The following is a 14,983-nucleotide window of genomic DNA, read 5'->3' on the forward strand; positions in this document are numbered from 1 at the left end:
TTACGTCAGCGGGGACTGCCGGCAAGCGTGCCGGGGTAGTCGAGCACCCCTGCAGTACGACCAGGACCAGGGCAGCAGCGATCAGGGAGGGAACAGCAGATGTCAAGGCTGCTCCGCCGATAACCCTGCGCAGGCACTCCGCTGCTGCGAACAATCTGCTCATGACGTCGCCCTCGGTTGCGCTGAGTGGCCTGATCCGTGCCGCGGACGGCTATAGCTGCCTTTAAGCTTTCATCAAGGCTCTCACCTTTTATAGGCTACACGCTGAACGATCGGGTCCGGCCCTGCTAAAAGATGATGGGGACATTTCCTTTAGTTGCTAAATTCGCCCGCCTGGCGAGGGAAGCACTCACGGAATCCGTCACTGCCCTTTTCCGCTATTCGCGCGAGGTCACGGGCAGCGTCCGAAGAATGTGCGGCGCAGGCCTGTCGATGGCCGCGGACAGCGCTCCGTTTCGTGCAGGTGAAAGAGGCGCGGCCGTCTGTGCTGAAGCCATAGGCAGAAAGGCGCCAGCACCCCAACCATGGCTAACACGTCATCGTGGGTGGGTGCCTCTGGCCCGCGCGCATGCTCGCGGGTAATGCTGCGAAGATCACGGGAGTACATGGATTTCCGAACAAACCTTCGACTGTGGCGCGATCTGCAAGTCATACTGACCGGAGCAACGGACAGGATACTGAGATGGCTAACCCGTCTCGGACTGGTGAAACTGGGACGCAGCGACGTAACCCTTGTATGCGACCATGCGCAGTTATTTGTCCTCGCCTGCCGGTGCCGTCGGCGAGGAGGCGCGACGACAGTCCATCCGGTTTCCGGAGCAAACATCAGCAGAACTACTCCGCCGAAGCTTGGAGAGAAACTGGCCCGTTTCAGTGGTTCTCCCCGGCCCCGCACGGCGCCGCGGGCTTACCTCGTGCAGCCCCTTCCCCAAGATTTCCACACTCATGTCGCTTGCGACTAGTCCGAATTGACGTTGGCTAGCGGCTCGCGCCCCCGTATCCTCGTCTGCGCGCCACTGGCCAGCTATCACAGCCTTCTGGTGCGCCATGCAAATTGAAACCATGCGAGGATGCCACCAGATGCAGTCATTCGAAGGTAAGGTTGCGTTTGTCACCGGCGCGGCTACTGGCATCGGTCGCCAGACTGCGCTGAGCTTCGCCAGGTCCGGCGCTGACGTCGCACTGCTAGATACCGCCACGGTTGCCGCTGAGGAAACCGCGCATGACATCGAAAAAGCCGGGGCCAAGGCCATCTTTGTCCGCGCAGACGTTGCGCAAGGTGCGGACGTCGCCGGGGCGATAGATCAGACCATCCGATCCCTGGGCCGTCTTGACTTTGCTTTCAACAACGCCGGCATCGCTCCGCGCGGCGCGCCGATCTGCGATTTCTCCGAGGACGAGTGGGACAAGACCATTGCCGTCAACCTGAAGGGCGTCTGGCTGTGCATGAAATACCAGTGTGCACAGATGCTGGAGTACGGCGCAGGGGTCATCGTCAATACGTCCTCCATCATGGGGCTCGTCAGCGGACCCGGACTGTCGGCTTACTCCGCCTCAAAGGCCGGGGTGCTCGGACTGACCCGGTCAGTTGCGGTGGACTACGCCAGCCGCGGCATCCGCGTCAACGCCATTTGCCCCGGCGGCATTGCGCACACGGCTATCACCGACCGCCCAGAGAACCAGCAAGACATGGCCCAACTGACGCTCGCAACGCCCATGCAAAGGCTGGGCGAGCCGGCCGACATTGCCAGCGCCGTGATGTGGCTCTGCTCGCCCGGCGCAAGCTTTGTCACTGGCCAGGCCATCGCTGTCGATGGTGGCTTCACGGTCTGGTAAGGCGAAGCGGTCGTCAAGTACTCCCCAAGGAGGCCTAAGATGTTCTGCTACGGAATCTGTTCCGTCTGGATCGCGTCCGCCACGGCAACGATACCATCCCGCTTTAGGGGCCCACGATAAAGCCCCCGGCTCGGCTTGCCGAGCGGGCACCGACGGTCGAGCGGCGGTTGCACTCGGAATCGGTCGATACCGTCTCTCGGATCTGAAAGCCTGTTGAGGGTCTCGAAGAGATGATGAACAGTATGCGGAGATCCGTGACGTGCCGCACCGCCCTGCCCCGCCGATGACGAAGACTTCTCGCCGGCGAGCAGATCGGCGATACCACCGCCAGTGCCGCGAGACATACCCGGCATAATGTCTAAACTCTGGCGCTGCGCGCGTACGTTATCAGGTAACGCAAAAGAGAGAGTCGAGAACTAAATGCGAAAAAAGCATACGGCAGGCAACCTGCCTGCTCGGCCACGGGATTGCAACGTGTCACCACGCGAACCGGCACAAATTCATTGTGCTTCTACTAGCGTGCCGGAGCATGGAAAATGCGGCGGTCAATACCAAGCTTTGTCCCAAAGGCATGCATTCATCGGCAGGTTTTCGCGTAGTTGTCTGGCGCGTCGAGACGCTACAGACTTTCCTGGTCGACAAATCGGCCGTGCCTGCGTAGTGCTGGCAGCAGCACTTCATCCGCATAAGGGCAGCCGGTAAAGCCCGGATCGGTCTGGCCCGACTTCCTTGCTTCATCCGCCGCGTGGGACTCCTCCGCGAGCAGGCGTGCAAGCAGCGCCTCGTAGCCAGCTTTCCACGCTTGCGCGTCTGGAAATACCACGCGCAACTCCTTAAGAATATCCATCCCGGCAAAATCCAGGTCGCCCCAGAAATGAACTGGGCGCGTGTCGTCGGTGCCATGCAGCCATGCAAGAAAGCTACGCCCCAATGCCGCATTCCGCTCAAACACGCTCGGGGCAAAGTAGACTGAGCTGCCACCCGGCTGGCGCAGCCTCCTCGCGCTCGCCTTGTATCCGGATGCGAATATCAGGACAAAACCCTCGGCGGCGCTCAGCCTCCCCGCCGCCATCGACTCGAACGTTGCGGCATTCTCCACAAACAGGACCGGGGCGGCAGGATCGGCTGTACGCGCAGCTACCAGCAGTTGCACCGGCTTGTCTGGAAAGGGGCAAACTTCCGTGTCAAGCAACAGGGCAATGGCCTCCTGCTGGCCGTTGAGAACTTTAGACAGGCCCCAGAACTGCCGGCTTGCTACCTCATGGAGCATGAGGCTCTCGCTCGCAAGCGCCGGGATGCCCGCGAAACGCTCTAGCACCTGCTCCGGTGAACGCGGAAGGATGAGGATCGGGCGGGACAGCAGCCGCTCGCACAGCGCCGCGTTGTTGACGCGCGCTGGCACAGCCTTCCGCCACTGAGCCATCCAGGCGACCACGGCATTGGGCTGGCGCCCCGTCTCGTCGCGAAGAAACGCTTCCGCTTGAGCTGCGATGACGAGCTTCGGTGAGCGCTCCCAGATATCAAGATCCCGCTGGCCACGACGCTGGTCTAGCATCAGTGCAAATCCGGGTTGCGCCTGCAGCGCTTCCAGGGCGCGCCATACGAACATGCGTTCGCCGTGAAGGTCGATCGAGAAAAACTCCGGCCACGTCCCGGCACTCAACGGGAAGCCGATATCGCGGCGTCTCTCGGCAAACGGCTTTGCCTCGATACGGTCCACCAGTGCATTCAGCAACGCGGTGAGCGCGTCCGGCCGGCGCCCCGGAATGTCGTCGGCGCTCATGCCCCCATGTCCGAGATCAACTGCTTGCGCGCCTCTTGCAAGTCGAACTGCCATGCCGCTTCACGGCGCACCGCCTCCCGACGTTCAGTCCATAGGGCATGTAGTCGGTCGGCCTTCAAGAGGGAGCTGTCCACCTCGGTAATCTTATCGAGTTCGCCTGCCAGGCCCTCAACCTTCATCAGAGAAAAACGATGCTCGAAGCTGAACAACTCGAGCAGGGGACCGGACGCGCGGGACGGCATGGCAACCACCAGTTGCAAGCCAAGGTTCTCATTGAGATAGCGCATCACAGCAGCGGTGCGGCCTTCGTCCATCTTGTCGAAGGCCTCGTCGATCATCATGAGCTTCAGGCTCGGCGTCTTCTCGAACTGCCGAAATGCCTGGGCCAGCACCGCGGCCCGCACCAGATAGGCTGGCGTCATCAGCTCGCCTCCCGAGAACGTCGCCATTCTTGCCAAGGACGCCTCGCGCCCGTCCTCCGAATATTTGCGGATGTCATATTGGCGATAGTTGCGGTAGTCCGCTATGTCCTTCAGTCGCCGCAATGCGTGGTCGCGGTTGGTGTCGAGCAATAGCAGCTTGATGTCGTCCAGCGCCACGACGCTTTCGGCAGAAAGGACGCCTTCGGCGGCCGAGAACAAATCCACCGGCGTTTGTGTCTCGGCCAGCCGGTTCAGTTCTTGGAACAGGTCGAAGTACTTTTTGTACTCCTTGACCATCTGCCCGTATTCGATCTCAAAACGGTCTTCGCCGAATGCCAGTCGCTTGAGCTTCTCATTGAGCCGCTTGAGCGGATCGATGCCCTGCTCCACCGCGGTGCGTACGGCCAGCGCGAAATGCGTGCTGAAGGTGTTGTTGAAGCTCTTCTCGGCGTCCCGCAGCTCGCTGGTGTTGTTGAGAATGCGCACTTGGTCGAGCCGTTCTAACATGGCCGAGATCTGTCGCCGGGCGGCAGGTACGCCGCCATAGGCTTGCCACTCGTACTCCCCCTGGGTTGACTGGCAAGGCTGAAAGTCGACCCGCTCATCGAACGAGGATGACAAGAGATTATGGGCCTCCAGTTTCCGCTCGAATGCCTCGCGCTCCTGGCGGTAGATCCCGGCTTGCTGGCGCCGCCGCCCATCAAAGGACGCGGCGGTCTGCTCCTTGGCCGCTTCCCGAGCGCGCTGCTCCAGCCGGACTGGATCGAAATGCGGATTGAGCCGGATCAGTTCAGCCACGCGGGCGTTTATCTGGCGCACGGCATCTTTGCACTCAACAAGCTTAGCTTCAGCGTCACCGATGTTCGCTTCGAAGCCACGCGCCCTCCCCTCCGCTTCGCCTGCTAAGCGTGATGCGGTATTGGATAGGCGGTGGTGGCCCTCCAATAGCTGCTCCGCACGCGCCACGCGCCGCTCCAGCACGATGAGATCGGCGTCATCTAGGCTGGCGAGCTGCGCCGCGAGACTATTCAGTTCGCGCTGCGTCTCACCCAGCTTGTCCAGCATTGGCGCGACAGGCACAAGCTGCAGGGCGAGCAGACGCGCACCCCACGCGGCCAACTCCGCAGCGCCTGCGCGATGTGCGTCCCTTTCCTGCGACTTTTCGTCGATCTGCCGGACGAGCCTCACCACGCGCTTGCGCCGGGCCTCGGCACCGAAGGCCAGTTCGCCGTCGTCCACCCATGACGAAAACATCTTGAACCCCCCACTGGCCATGCCGTCCACGGTCAGTGCCTGTGGCGCGCCGCGCAGCGCCTGCGCATCCGCTACCTTGACATAACGGCCGTAACTTGCAACCAGATAGGCGCGCGCGGTCTCATCGGCGATCACCAATTCCTGCAGCACGGCGTCGGGCGACAGCGCCTGGTTTTCCGCCCGCCGCTTGGCCAGTTCGCCCTGCACCACGGAAGCCTCTCGTCCTTGTCTAGTCGCCACCAGCTCGTGTCGCAGCGCCCGGATGGCGCTCGCCTCGTATTGCGCGTCCACCAGGATCACGAAGCGGTTGCCGCCCAAAAGCCCTTCGATAGCGTTCTGCCAGCGTGAGCCCTCCCGCGGCTGGACAAGGTTGCAAAGTACCCTGGGACGGGCGCCCGGCATCTGGGCCTCGAGATATCGGACTGCGACCTCCACATGCGCCGGCAAGTCAAAGTGGCCATCTTCCAGCCCTTGCCGGCGCCGCTTCAGGTCGTCGATTTCTCCTTGCAGGGCGGCAGCGCGATCCGACTCCCGCGCCTGCTCCTGTACCACTGCCCCATACAGGCCGTCGGCGCCGTGCAGTCGCTGCGCAATGGGAGCCAGGGCGGCATCCAGCTTGGCGAACCGGTCGCGCCGCAGGCTCGCGGGTTCGATCTGCGCGCCTGTCAGCATCGCCGCCAACTCACGCGCGGCGGCTTGGCCGTCCGCGCCATCGATCGCCGTGGCATCGACAACCAGCCGCTCCACATGGGATGCGTAGGCGGAGGCCGGTCCTGCAGGCAGTTTGGCCAGGGCAGCCAGTTCGTCGAGCACGCCGCGCAAGCCCGCTAGGGCGGCCAGAACGTCCAGCGCGATACGGGATCGCCCATCGGTGGCCACGGCTATCTCGCGGCTGAGCCGCTCACGATCCTGCGCCACCGGATTGCCGTTGAGCCGACCCTTGGCAGTGCCATGCAATTCCGTGGCGCGCTTCAGCGCCTGTGCATGCCGGTCGGCAAGCGCCTGCTGCTTCTCGACATCGGCTAAGGCAAGACGCCGGCAGGCCTCCAGCCTTTGGATCTCCTCCTCGACATCCCGCTGTCGGCGCAGTACTTCGCCCAGTTCGGCCTCCATGGCCTCTTCGAACGCGGCAAGGAACGCATCCGCGTGTGCCTTCAGCACGCCCAGCCGCTCCCGGCACGCCAGTAATTCGGTGGCGATCTTGCGCAGACGTTGCACGTTTTGCATGAGCGAAGCGATATGCCCGATCTGATCGGAAAAATCAGGCTCGGCCAGCACCTGCTCCCGGATCAACTCGTCCACCGAGCCGACGGTCTTGCGAGCAATGGACTGGACGAAAGCCCGCGCCGCCGCTTCGGCCTCGCGCGGCCCGACCAGCGTCTTGCCACCACCGCGAAACTCAGCATAGAGCTTGCACAGATAATCTTCGATGCTGTTCTCGAACGGCAGGACGCGCGGATAGCGCTGGCGCAGCCGATGGTAGATATCCTCGACCTTCACCGCGGTAATGGAATTGCCCTTGCGCGACTCGATGAAATCCGCCTCCATTACGCGGCTGCCTGGTAGCACAAAGTAGAGCTTGCGCGCCACGTCGACGCTGCGACCTTGCTCGCGCGTACCAGACACGGCAGCTTCGACGGCCACCACGGCGGTGAATGGTTCGGCGGACTCCCACTCATCGGGCGCGAAGACGGCGACGACATAGGTGTGCGATCCATACGGCCGGACGCAGAGGTTGTCGCGCATGCCTACCGCGTAAGACGCCAGCGTCCGCCTCACCTTGCCGCCCGCGCGCGAGGCGCCGCTCTCGTCCTGCGCCGAGTTGAACACGTTGATGTGCTGCTTGCCGCCGGTCATGACCAGCTGGATCGCGTCCTGGAAAGAGGACTTCCCAACGCCGGTCGAACCCGACAGCAAGGTGGTGTGGCCAAAGGGGTATTCCCGGGACACCACGAAGCCCCAGTTGACCAGGATGAGCTTCTCAAGCCTCATCGTCGGGCTCCGGCGACGTGACGGCCGACACGGGCGTCCGTGTTTCGGTCAGCAGGGCATCAATGGCGGAATCCGCCACGAACTGCAGGATCGTCCCACGAATGGCGACCAGAGCGTCAGCATCTTCCACCTCGGAATCCGCCCGGTAATCGATCAGACGGGCACGCTTCAGGTCGGCGAAGAGCTTCTCCCGCGCAGTCTTGGCCGGCAGTGAGCGGCGCGCCTGCGCAGTCAGCGTGGCATTCAGGTATTCCACGGTGACAAGCGCTTCGTTGCGCTCGTTGATCGAGCCTTGGCGCAGGCTTTCGTTGTACAGCAAGCGCAGCACCAGGCAGCATGCCACGAAATCGGCGGAGAGCTTCGCCCGCACGGCGTCCACCGCGATAGCATCGTCCTCGGCGGGCAGTCCCGGCACGCGCGCCCCCGGCGGGTAAAGCCGAAAATAACTCTGATGTCGCTCGTGCAGCAGCCGGAACCCGCCCACATCGAAGTACGCATTGAGCAGGCCTTCGATACGCACGGCGTCGTCGTAGAGCTGACGCTCGATGGCGCTGTCCTCCCGGTGCAAGATGGACAGCCCGAACAGGCGGCCAAGGATCTGCCCGAACGCCTCCGGCCGGACGCCCCCCGCCTTCAGTTCCGCTTCCACCAGTTGCCCAATCGTAATTTCATCCATGGCCGATGTGGCGCCTCCTGATTGCATAGTCAGTGCCCGACATGATGGCATTGTCCAGCGGCTCGGCATCTAGCCGCTCCACGTCCAGTCCCTCATGGTCCCGTGCTGCCTCGACTGCCCGCAACAACGATAACGCCTGGATAGCATCGTCGACCGGCAACTCGGATAGGCGCAGCGCGCCCGTACCACGCATGGAACCGAGCAAGTAATCCACGACATCGTGATGCGACAAGGAGAAGGCCCGCTCCTGCGCTTGCCGCACGAACTGACGCAAACGCTCTTCTCGTGTGATTTCCGGAACGATGCTCACGGCCTGTGCCCGGTTACGCTCGGCGGTCTTTCTCGGCTGCACCGCGGCCGGATCATACAGCGCCACGCTTACCGGTGCGAGCGCCGCTCCCTGCCGCTCCAGCCACGCGCCCTGATCCCGCTCCGGCATCTCCCCCAGGCGGCGGATCAGGGTGGACAATGCCGCCCCGCTGCCTGATGCCCCCATGAACAGACTCTGCGACAACAAGACCACATGGCGGCGGACATAGCTTTCCATGGCCCGGAACAATTCCGGCTGTTTCGTCCGGCAGGCCGCGGTCACCATCTCGTCGATCCGATCAAGCATCCATCTCAAGATCGCCCCGTCCGGCGCGGCCTGCGCGGCCCATGCCGCGTGGTTGGCCAAGTCATCGTCAATGGCCTGCATCTCGGCCGCGCTCAAATCGTTAAGACGTTCGATTAGCGCCCCGATGTCCAGCCGGTGGCGCTCGGCATTGTCATAGACTAGGCGGGGCGAGAACTCATCACGAAAACGTCGCTCTACGAACTCGATAAACCCATCCCAATTGCCCTGCACATGCGCATCGAGCAATATCTTGCGAGCCAGGTCGTAAAAGAGCTCGATATCTTCGGAGAGGTCGGCAATGACCCGATCGGCATACTCGTAGGCGTCGAGCAGGTCCTCCACATCGCGGCGCTCGATGAAGGCACTCAGTGCATTCTTGCAGGAGCGCATGTTGCGCTGACGGGTCCGTTCGCGTGGGCGGTCGGCCAGCGTCAGCGCCTGAGCGAAGATCTTGCCGGCGCGGGTGAAGCGATAGGCGGTAACCAGTCGGACGCGATCCTCGGCGGTTTCCAGCCAGCCGTCCGCAACAAGGAGGCGCACGATGGCGCTTGCCAGCTTCTGGTCGTCGGCCAGGTCACCGGCGGCGAATCCGTCGTCGCCATCTTCACCGGCAGGATCGGCCGGCAGCGTGGCGGACTGCATCGTCTGGACAAAGAGGTCACGCAAGTCCTCGCGCCCAAGGATGGAGCGGTAGTCGGCATGGGAGCCATAAAGCCGCGCATAGAATGCGCGGATGCAGGCAGCGATCAGCTTTCGCCTCTTCAGCGTCAACGGACGAAAGAACTGCGGATACCCCGAATCCACCATCGCGGCTGATGTCCCCCTTAACACTCTCGCATTGCACCTGCGTACCATCGACACAGCGAACAAAATCGTACGATACCACCCCGCCCTGCACTGCGCCGCCGCGCGACCTGTTTCAGGGATTCCATTACGCCTGGCGCCGGCGCACCCAGTGCTGGGCTGCGCCCTGGCGACCCGGTAGGTGCCTTACGAGCCGGAATGGGTACCGCAGTTGGACTTGGCCCAAATACGATGGGGGACGGAACCTCACCGGGACCCGCTCGGCATCGAGCCACCCGCCAGCACCACGGCCTGCGTCTGCGGCCGGGCCGTCACCCATCTATCTTCGCGTCGCATAGCGCTCGCCCCTGGCATGGCACCACCGACCGGCGCAAACCTCAGGCCGTCATCCCATAGCCCAACGCGCGAATATGTGTCCGGAACTTATCTTCGTCCTCGAGCCGCACTACCACATGCTTATCACCGGCGCGCAGACACAGATGGGCGGTCTCCTTGCGAGTGGCCAGCATGGCTGCCATTTGCGCGTCATTGCAATCAATCAGCAGCGTGGTCCCCGCAACTTTCAGCGCCTTGCCCTGCTTGCCAGCCCGCTTGATGAAGGATTCCACCGTGTCTGGTACCGGCTGGTCGTCCCGGGCCTGCAGGAATTCGCGAAGTTCGGCGATGTCATGCCCCCTCTCGACCGCTACGATGGCCTTCTGAAGGTCGAGCCGCCAGAGTCTGTCCGCCTCTTCGGTTGCCCACATGTCCAGAACCAGAGACTCTTCTGCCGACAGACGGCCCGCGATGACCTTGACCTGCATGCCGGGCATGACGGATAGCCTTACGCTAGACTGGACCGGCGCCGGCGTGTAGTGGCCGCTGGCGCCAAGGCAATAGGCGCCCAACGAGGTCACGCGAAAATAGGCCAGGCCATCGTAGCGACTGAGGAATTGGAGTTCGTCCGTTCCCCACATATCGTGAAAATTAGGCCGAGCCCCCGCCGGTTCGGTGTATGCGATATCAATGATGCCAAGTGGCGCCACATACTCGAACAGGAAGCAGAGCATATACCGCAACTGAAGAATGTCCCAGTCATGGTAGCCGCTGTGCCCCAGGCTGCCGTAATCCGGCTCACAAATGTAAAGACTCCAAGGGTCGCGGGCCACGTCGAAAGTATGCCCAGTTGCCACCATGAAACGGGAAAACGCGTCGATGCTGATCCACTTCCCGGCCGGACAACGCTGCAGCATCTCTGCGATCGCCGCGCGGCGCGGCGCCACTGCAGCCATCGCACCGCCCTTGGCTTTTTGCCCCTTGATGACATCTATTCGGCTAAATTCATCCAGCGACGTCGCTTTCAGCCATTTCCGCCAGATTTTGACAAGCACGTCAGCCGTTGGCGTCGTCAGGGCTGTCAGTCCAGCCTTGCTTAGCACCAGCTTGCTCCCGTTACGCTGCACAAGCCCCGCTGCCTGAAGCAGCATCGGCCAAGAAAATGCCTTGATCGGCCCTATCTCCTGATCGGTGGGTCCCGGCACGGGCTCGGCGTAGTAGTCGCTACCGGACAGTTGCCCGCACAACAATTGCAACGTCGCCGTGCCCGGCAGCGCTGTCTTCTCGCTGACCTTAAGCTTTCCCTGATCCACCAGACGCAGTAGCAGCGGTAGATCCGCCAGGGCATCGCGCTCACACAGCCGCACCGACAATGGGCTTTCACCGTATATGCCGGGAAGCGAATCGACCGTGTCCAGCCGGACAGGCTCTGGCGCCGGCACGAATGCCATGAGCCGCTCGTTCAGATCGGCTGGCACGTAGCGCCATCCATTCTGATAGTACAAAAACAGGCACAACGCCGTGGGCGGCCCATGGTGCTCGTGTCGGCGCCGCTCGTCCCGGACCGAAAAATTCGGCAAACGCCCATACTTGGCTCGAAACCGCGTGGCATTAAAGCAGCCATCCTCCGCATAGGTGGCCTCTGCTACCGCCAGACGTTGAGTCTTGTCCAGCCCCTCCCACAGCGCTTGCAGCCTGTCGCCGGCAAGGTTGCGCAGGATCTCTTCAACCAGCCCACTCTTCTTTCCGATGCGTGAGGCTTCCGGAAGCCAGCGCATCAGCGATTTCAGATTGTCTACCGTGAGATTGTTCAGCGCTTCAGTGAGAGAAATTATGGGCATAGGCAACCTGGGCAATTCTTCAGAACACTTCCGGCCTAGTAGCAGGGGCCAGAAATCAGCAAACGTGATGATAGTCCGTACATTGACATCCTCCCAATCAGCGACGGCAAGTGGGTCACTTTCTACAAGAACGGCGAGGAAGTCTGGGCGTGCAATGCCCTGTATGCCGCTGCGCATTTCGATTTTTCTGCCGTATCCAACGCCTGCACGCCGACCACCGGCTGAGATGCGGGTGCCGCCGGCAGACACCCTGCTCTTCACCTCCAAACATAACGCCCCGGTAATCAGCAAAATTTCGCTCTTCGTGCCTTATGTTTAAAGATTGCACGCAGCAAGCGGTGAAGGCCTGCGCAGACCGTTCCATTCGCAGGACGCGCTTTTGGCGAAATGTGCACCATAATTATCAAAGCTCACCTACCATATTGCACCTTATGTGGCGAGTTCGATGCATTGCGCTCCTTCCGACGCTATGACGTTTCTGGCCAAGTGCCTCTTGCACGCCAGGCGTCAGCCCCTTCAGCACGTAGATTTGCTATACTTGTACAAGTTATAGTACTAGTAATCTAAGGAGGTCGGTATGCGTACCATCCATTTCTCCGACGCCCGCAGCAACCTAAAGGCAGTCATGGACCAGGCCATCGACGACCACGACGCTGTGCTCATCACACGCCGCGACGCGCCGAACGTGGTCATCATGTCGCAAGACCAGTACGACAGTTGGATGGAAACGATGCATTTGCTTAGCTCGCCGGCTAACGCCGCGCGCCTGCTGCGTTCTATTCAGCAGCATCGCGCTGGCATGGCCGAGAAGCACGACCTGATCGACCCGGACGCTGAATGACGCGCCGGTTGACCTTTATGCCAGATGCCTGGGAAGACTATGTCTATTGGCAGGGCCAAGACAGGAAAACGCTCAAGCGCATCAACGCCCTAATCCAGGACGCCCAACGCGAACCGTTCGACGGGCTCGGCAAGCCCGAGCCGCTGAAAGGCAACCTGTCGGGCTACTGGTCGCGGCGAATCGACGACAGCAACCGCTTGGTGTATTTCGCCAACGACGATGAACTGACCATTATCGCTTGTCGGCTTCATTATGGCGACAAGTAAGCCCTAAAATCCGGCTCCTAACACAGCTGTTCGATCACGCTCGGGTACCGTCAGCAAGGACCCGAGCGACAAAGGTGCCCGCGGGCCCCAAACAGTAAGTCCAGCAGTTTTCGGGATATTCGCCTGTATCACCCTTCGGCCCGATAAGCAGTTCGTTATCGGACCTTATTGCCCTGCCGCCGCAACGCCGGCCGAGCCTCCCTCCGCCCGCATCAAGCATGTGACGACGTCAAGTGCAATGGCAGTAGCCGGCCATTAGCTGCCCTTGGCGACTGTCGACTCCCCGGCACTGACCTACAACCCTGTCGGTCGGTCCGTCGGTTGACGAATGTCCTCCGTTCGATAGAATGAGCGTTCACTCACTCATTGCTCTTTATGGCCCGCCCTCTCAGTGCAGACAAGCGCCAAACGATCCTCGAGGCGGCCACTCGGCTGATCGCAGAGGAAGGACTATCCGCCTCCACAGCTCGCATCGCGAGGGCAGCCGGCGTGGCCGAGGGGACCATCTTCATCTACTTTGGGAGCAAGGACGAGCTGGCCAATCAGCTGTATCTGGACCTCAAAAGCCAGCTGCGACTGGCTTATTCGGAACCGCCGGGCTCTAAGGATTTGCGCGAAAGTCTTGGGCAGTTTTGGTCCGCCTACGTGAGCTGGGGGCTGGCGCATCCAGCGCAGCGCCAAGCGATGGCGAAGCTCAAAGTCTCCGACCGAATCACCCCCACAACGCGGGCGTCGGCCGCGGAAAGCTTCCAAGTCGTCAGCGGCCTATTGATAAAGGCCAGGTCGCTGGGGGCGCTGCGCAAGCAGCCCCCGGCATTCGTCGGCGCGCTGATGGTTGCGATGGCCGAGGCCACTATCGATTCGATCGCCGCGGAGCCCAAGCTCGCCAAAACCGCTTGCGCCGACGGCTTCTCAGCATTCTGGCGCGCCATCGCGACGGGCTGATTTCTAACGAGCGCCCCGCCGTTTTTCGACCCAATTGAAGAAGGAACGAAGATGAATGTACCAACCCGACGCGATTTTCTCGCGGTCGCGGCCCTAGGCGTCGCCGGACTCGTCGCGGGCTGCACGTCGCCGGCCCGACGGAATCCACACAACTTGGAAGGAAGCATGATGATGCGTAAAGTGAGTTTCAAGCGAGATGGCTTGACGCTGGCGGGAAACCTGTTCGAGCCCGAGAACTTGAACGAGAGCGGCCGCTACCCGGCGGTCGTCGTGGCGGGCTCTCTAAGTTCGGTTAAAGAGCAGATGGCGGGCGCTTACGGGCGCACGCTCGCGGAGAACGGGTTCGTGGCGCTTGTGATCGACTACAGTCACTATGGCGAAAGCGAAGGGCAGCCTCGGCAATTGGAGTCTCCCGCCGCAAAATTGAGCGATCTGAAAGCCGCCGTCTCGTATCTAACTGCCTTGCCTTATACGAAGGCTATCGGGATGGTCGGAGTGTGCACATCAGGCGGAAACGGCGCTTACCTCGTCGCTGCCGATGAGCGCGTCAAGGCGTTTGCGACGGTCGCTGCATTCCTTCCAGACCCCGAGTTAAACGAACGTCTTGTCGGCGCGGCGGAAATTGCGCGGCGTCGCGCGGCGGGAGCGGAGGCGAAGCTGAGATTCGAGCGGAGCGGCGAGCAGGTGACGGTGCCGACCTACAGCGTGGATGATCCGAGCGCCCTGAATTACAACCCGAAGGGAAATTACGACTACTACTTCAACAAGGCGCGCGGCGGCGTTCCAGAGTGGAAGAACGAGTTCGCCGTGATGTCGCACGGGCCGTGGTTGGATTTCGATCCGGTGAGCAAGGCGTCGGCCATCAAAGTTCCGACGATTATGGTTCACTCCGACGGATGCGCCTTCCCTGAGCAGGCCAAGAAGTTCTACTCGCTCCTGGGGGCAGTGAAGGAATTGGCGTGGGGGGACGGCACCCATTTCGACTATTACGATCAACCGGCGCAGATCGACTATGCGGTAAAGAATGTCGCCGCCTTCCTCCACAAACATCTGTCTTAGGGAATGTTCTATGACACGTGTGAGGCTACCGACGAGATCAAGCCTCCGAGCGACTGATCGCCAGCGTCAAAGTGCGACGGCTGGATGCTAACGCTCAATCAACCAAACGGTCGTCTGCCTATGTGTTCCTCCTGCGGAGCCCCCTTCGGGCGGGTCTGCACGGGTCCGACTGACTGCTTTGAGGCGACGAGTTCAGGATCGCGGATGTCGCTGAAGGGTCGTCCTCTGCCCTACGCGGGCCGGCCCAGGAAGCCGCTCAGTTTTGCTCGGCGTCGGACCGTACCCGGCCAAAAGGAGCCACTCGGGAGCGGCCGCCGCTCCGGCGAACGGTCG

The 14,983-nt window shown here is 61.8% G+C and carries 10 protein-coding genes; 5 read left to right on the plus strand and 5 right to left on the minus strand.

The window, feature by feature from the left end; all coding sequences use genetic code 11:
- Nucleotides 1-1,047: 1,047 nt before the first annotated feature.
- Complete coding sequence (locus tag MKD50_RS28280; RefSeq protein ID WP_240619777.1) at nucleotides 1,048-1,836, plus strand: SDR family NAD(P)-dependent oxidoreductase; 789 nt, start codon at nucleotides 1,048-1,050, stop codon at nucleotides 1,834-1,836.
- Between the two features lie 619 nt (nucleotides 1,837-2,455).
- Here MKD50_RS28280 and MKD50_RS28285 read toward each other — a convergent pair.
- The 5 genes from MKD50_RS28285 to MKD50_RS28305 form a co-directional block, all read right to left on the minus strand.
- Nucleotides 2,456-3,619, minus strand: coding sequence for a Wadjet anti-phage system protein JetD domain-containing protein (locus MKD50_RS28285; protein WP_012354438.1), 1,164 nt, complete (start codon nucleotides 3,617-3,619; stop codon nucleotides 2,456-2,458).
- Nucleotides 3,616-7,287, minus strand: a complete 3,672-nt coding sequence (locus MKD50_RS28290; protein WP_012354437.1) for an SbcC/MukB-like Walker B domain-containing protein — start codon at nucleotides 7,285-7,287, stop codon at nucleotides 3,616-3,618. The genes MKD50_RS28285 and MKD50_RS28290 overlap by 4 nt, the downstream gene beginning before the upstream one ends.
- Nucleotides 7,277-7,963 (minus strand): DUF4194 domain-containing protein, encoded by a 687-nt coding sequence (locus MKD50_RS28295; protein ID WP_012354436.1) that lies wholly within the window; start codon nucleotides 7,961-7,963, stop codon nucleotides 7,277-7,279. Before MKD50_RS28295 ends, MKD50_RS28290 begins: the two co-directional genes overlap by 11 nt.
- Complete coding sequence (locus MKD50_RS28300; RefSeq protein WP_012354435.1) at nucleotides 7,956-9,386, minus strand: Wadjet anti-phage system protein JetA family protein; 1,431 nt, start codon at nucleotides 9,384-9,386, stop codon at nucleotides 7,956-7,958. The genes MKD50_RS28295 and MKD50_RS28300 overlap by 8 nt, the downstream gene beginning before the upstream one ends.
- 374 nt (nucleotides 9,387-9,760) lie before the next feature.
- Nucleotides 9,761-11,800: a hypothetical protein gene (locus tag MKD50_RS28305; protein ID WP_240074705.1), complete on the minus strand. Its 2,040-nt coding sequence runs from the start codon at nucleotides 11,798-11,800 to the stop codon at nucleotides 9,761-9,763.
- Between the two features lie 316 nt (nucleotides 11,801-12,116).
- Here MKD50_RS28305 and MKD50_RS28310 point away from each other — a divergent pair, with 316 nt between their 5' ends.
- The 4 genes from MKD50_RS28310 to MKD50_RS28325 all read left to right on the plus strand — a co-directional run bounded on the left by MKD50_RS28310 (nucleotide 12,117) and on the right by MKD50_RS28325 (nucleotide 14,650).
- Nucleotides 12,117-12,380 carry a type II toxin-antitoxin system Phd/YefM family antitoxin gene (locus MKD50_RS28310; protein WP_012354432.1) on the plus strand — a complete coding sequence of 88 codons (264 nt, stop codon included), beginning with the start codon at nucleotides 12,117-12,119 and terminating at the stop codon, nucleotides 12,378-12,380.
- A complete protein-coding gene (locus MKD50_RS28315) occupies nucleotides 12,377-12,646 on the plus strand; it encodes a Txe/YoeB family addiction module toxin (protein WP_012354431.1) in 270 nt (89 codons plus the stop codon). The genes MKD50_RS28310 and MKD50_RS28315 overlap by 4 nt, the downstream gene beginning before the upstream one ends.
- Nucleotides 12,647-13,021: 375 nt before the next feature.
- Nucleotides 13,022-13,591: a TetR/AcrR family transcriptional regulator gene (locus tag MKD50_RS28320; RefSeq protein ID WP_012354430.1), complete on the plus strand. Its 570-nt coding sequence runs from the start codon at nucleotides 13,022-13,024 to the stop codon at nucleotides 13,589-13,591.
- A gap of 51 nt (nucleotides 13,592-13,642) precedes the next feature.
- Complete coding sequence (locus MKD50_RS28325) at nucleotides 13,643-14,650, plus strand: alpha/beta fold hydrolase (protein ID WP_115671161.1); 1,008 nt, start codon at nucleotides 13,643-13,645, stop codon at nucleotides 14,648-14,650.
- Nucleotides 14,651-14,983 lie beyond the last annotated feature (333 nt).

This window comes from Cupriavidus mimosae, assembly GCF_023952485.1.
Taxonomy (GTDB): Bacteria; Pseudomonadota; Gammaproteobacteria; order Burkholderiales; family Burkholderiaceae; genus Cupriavidus; species Cupriavidus taiwanensis_C.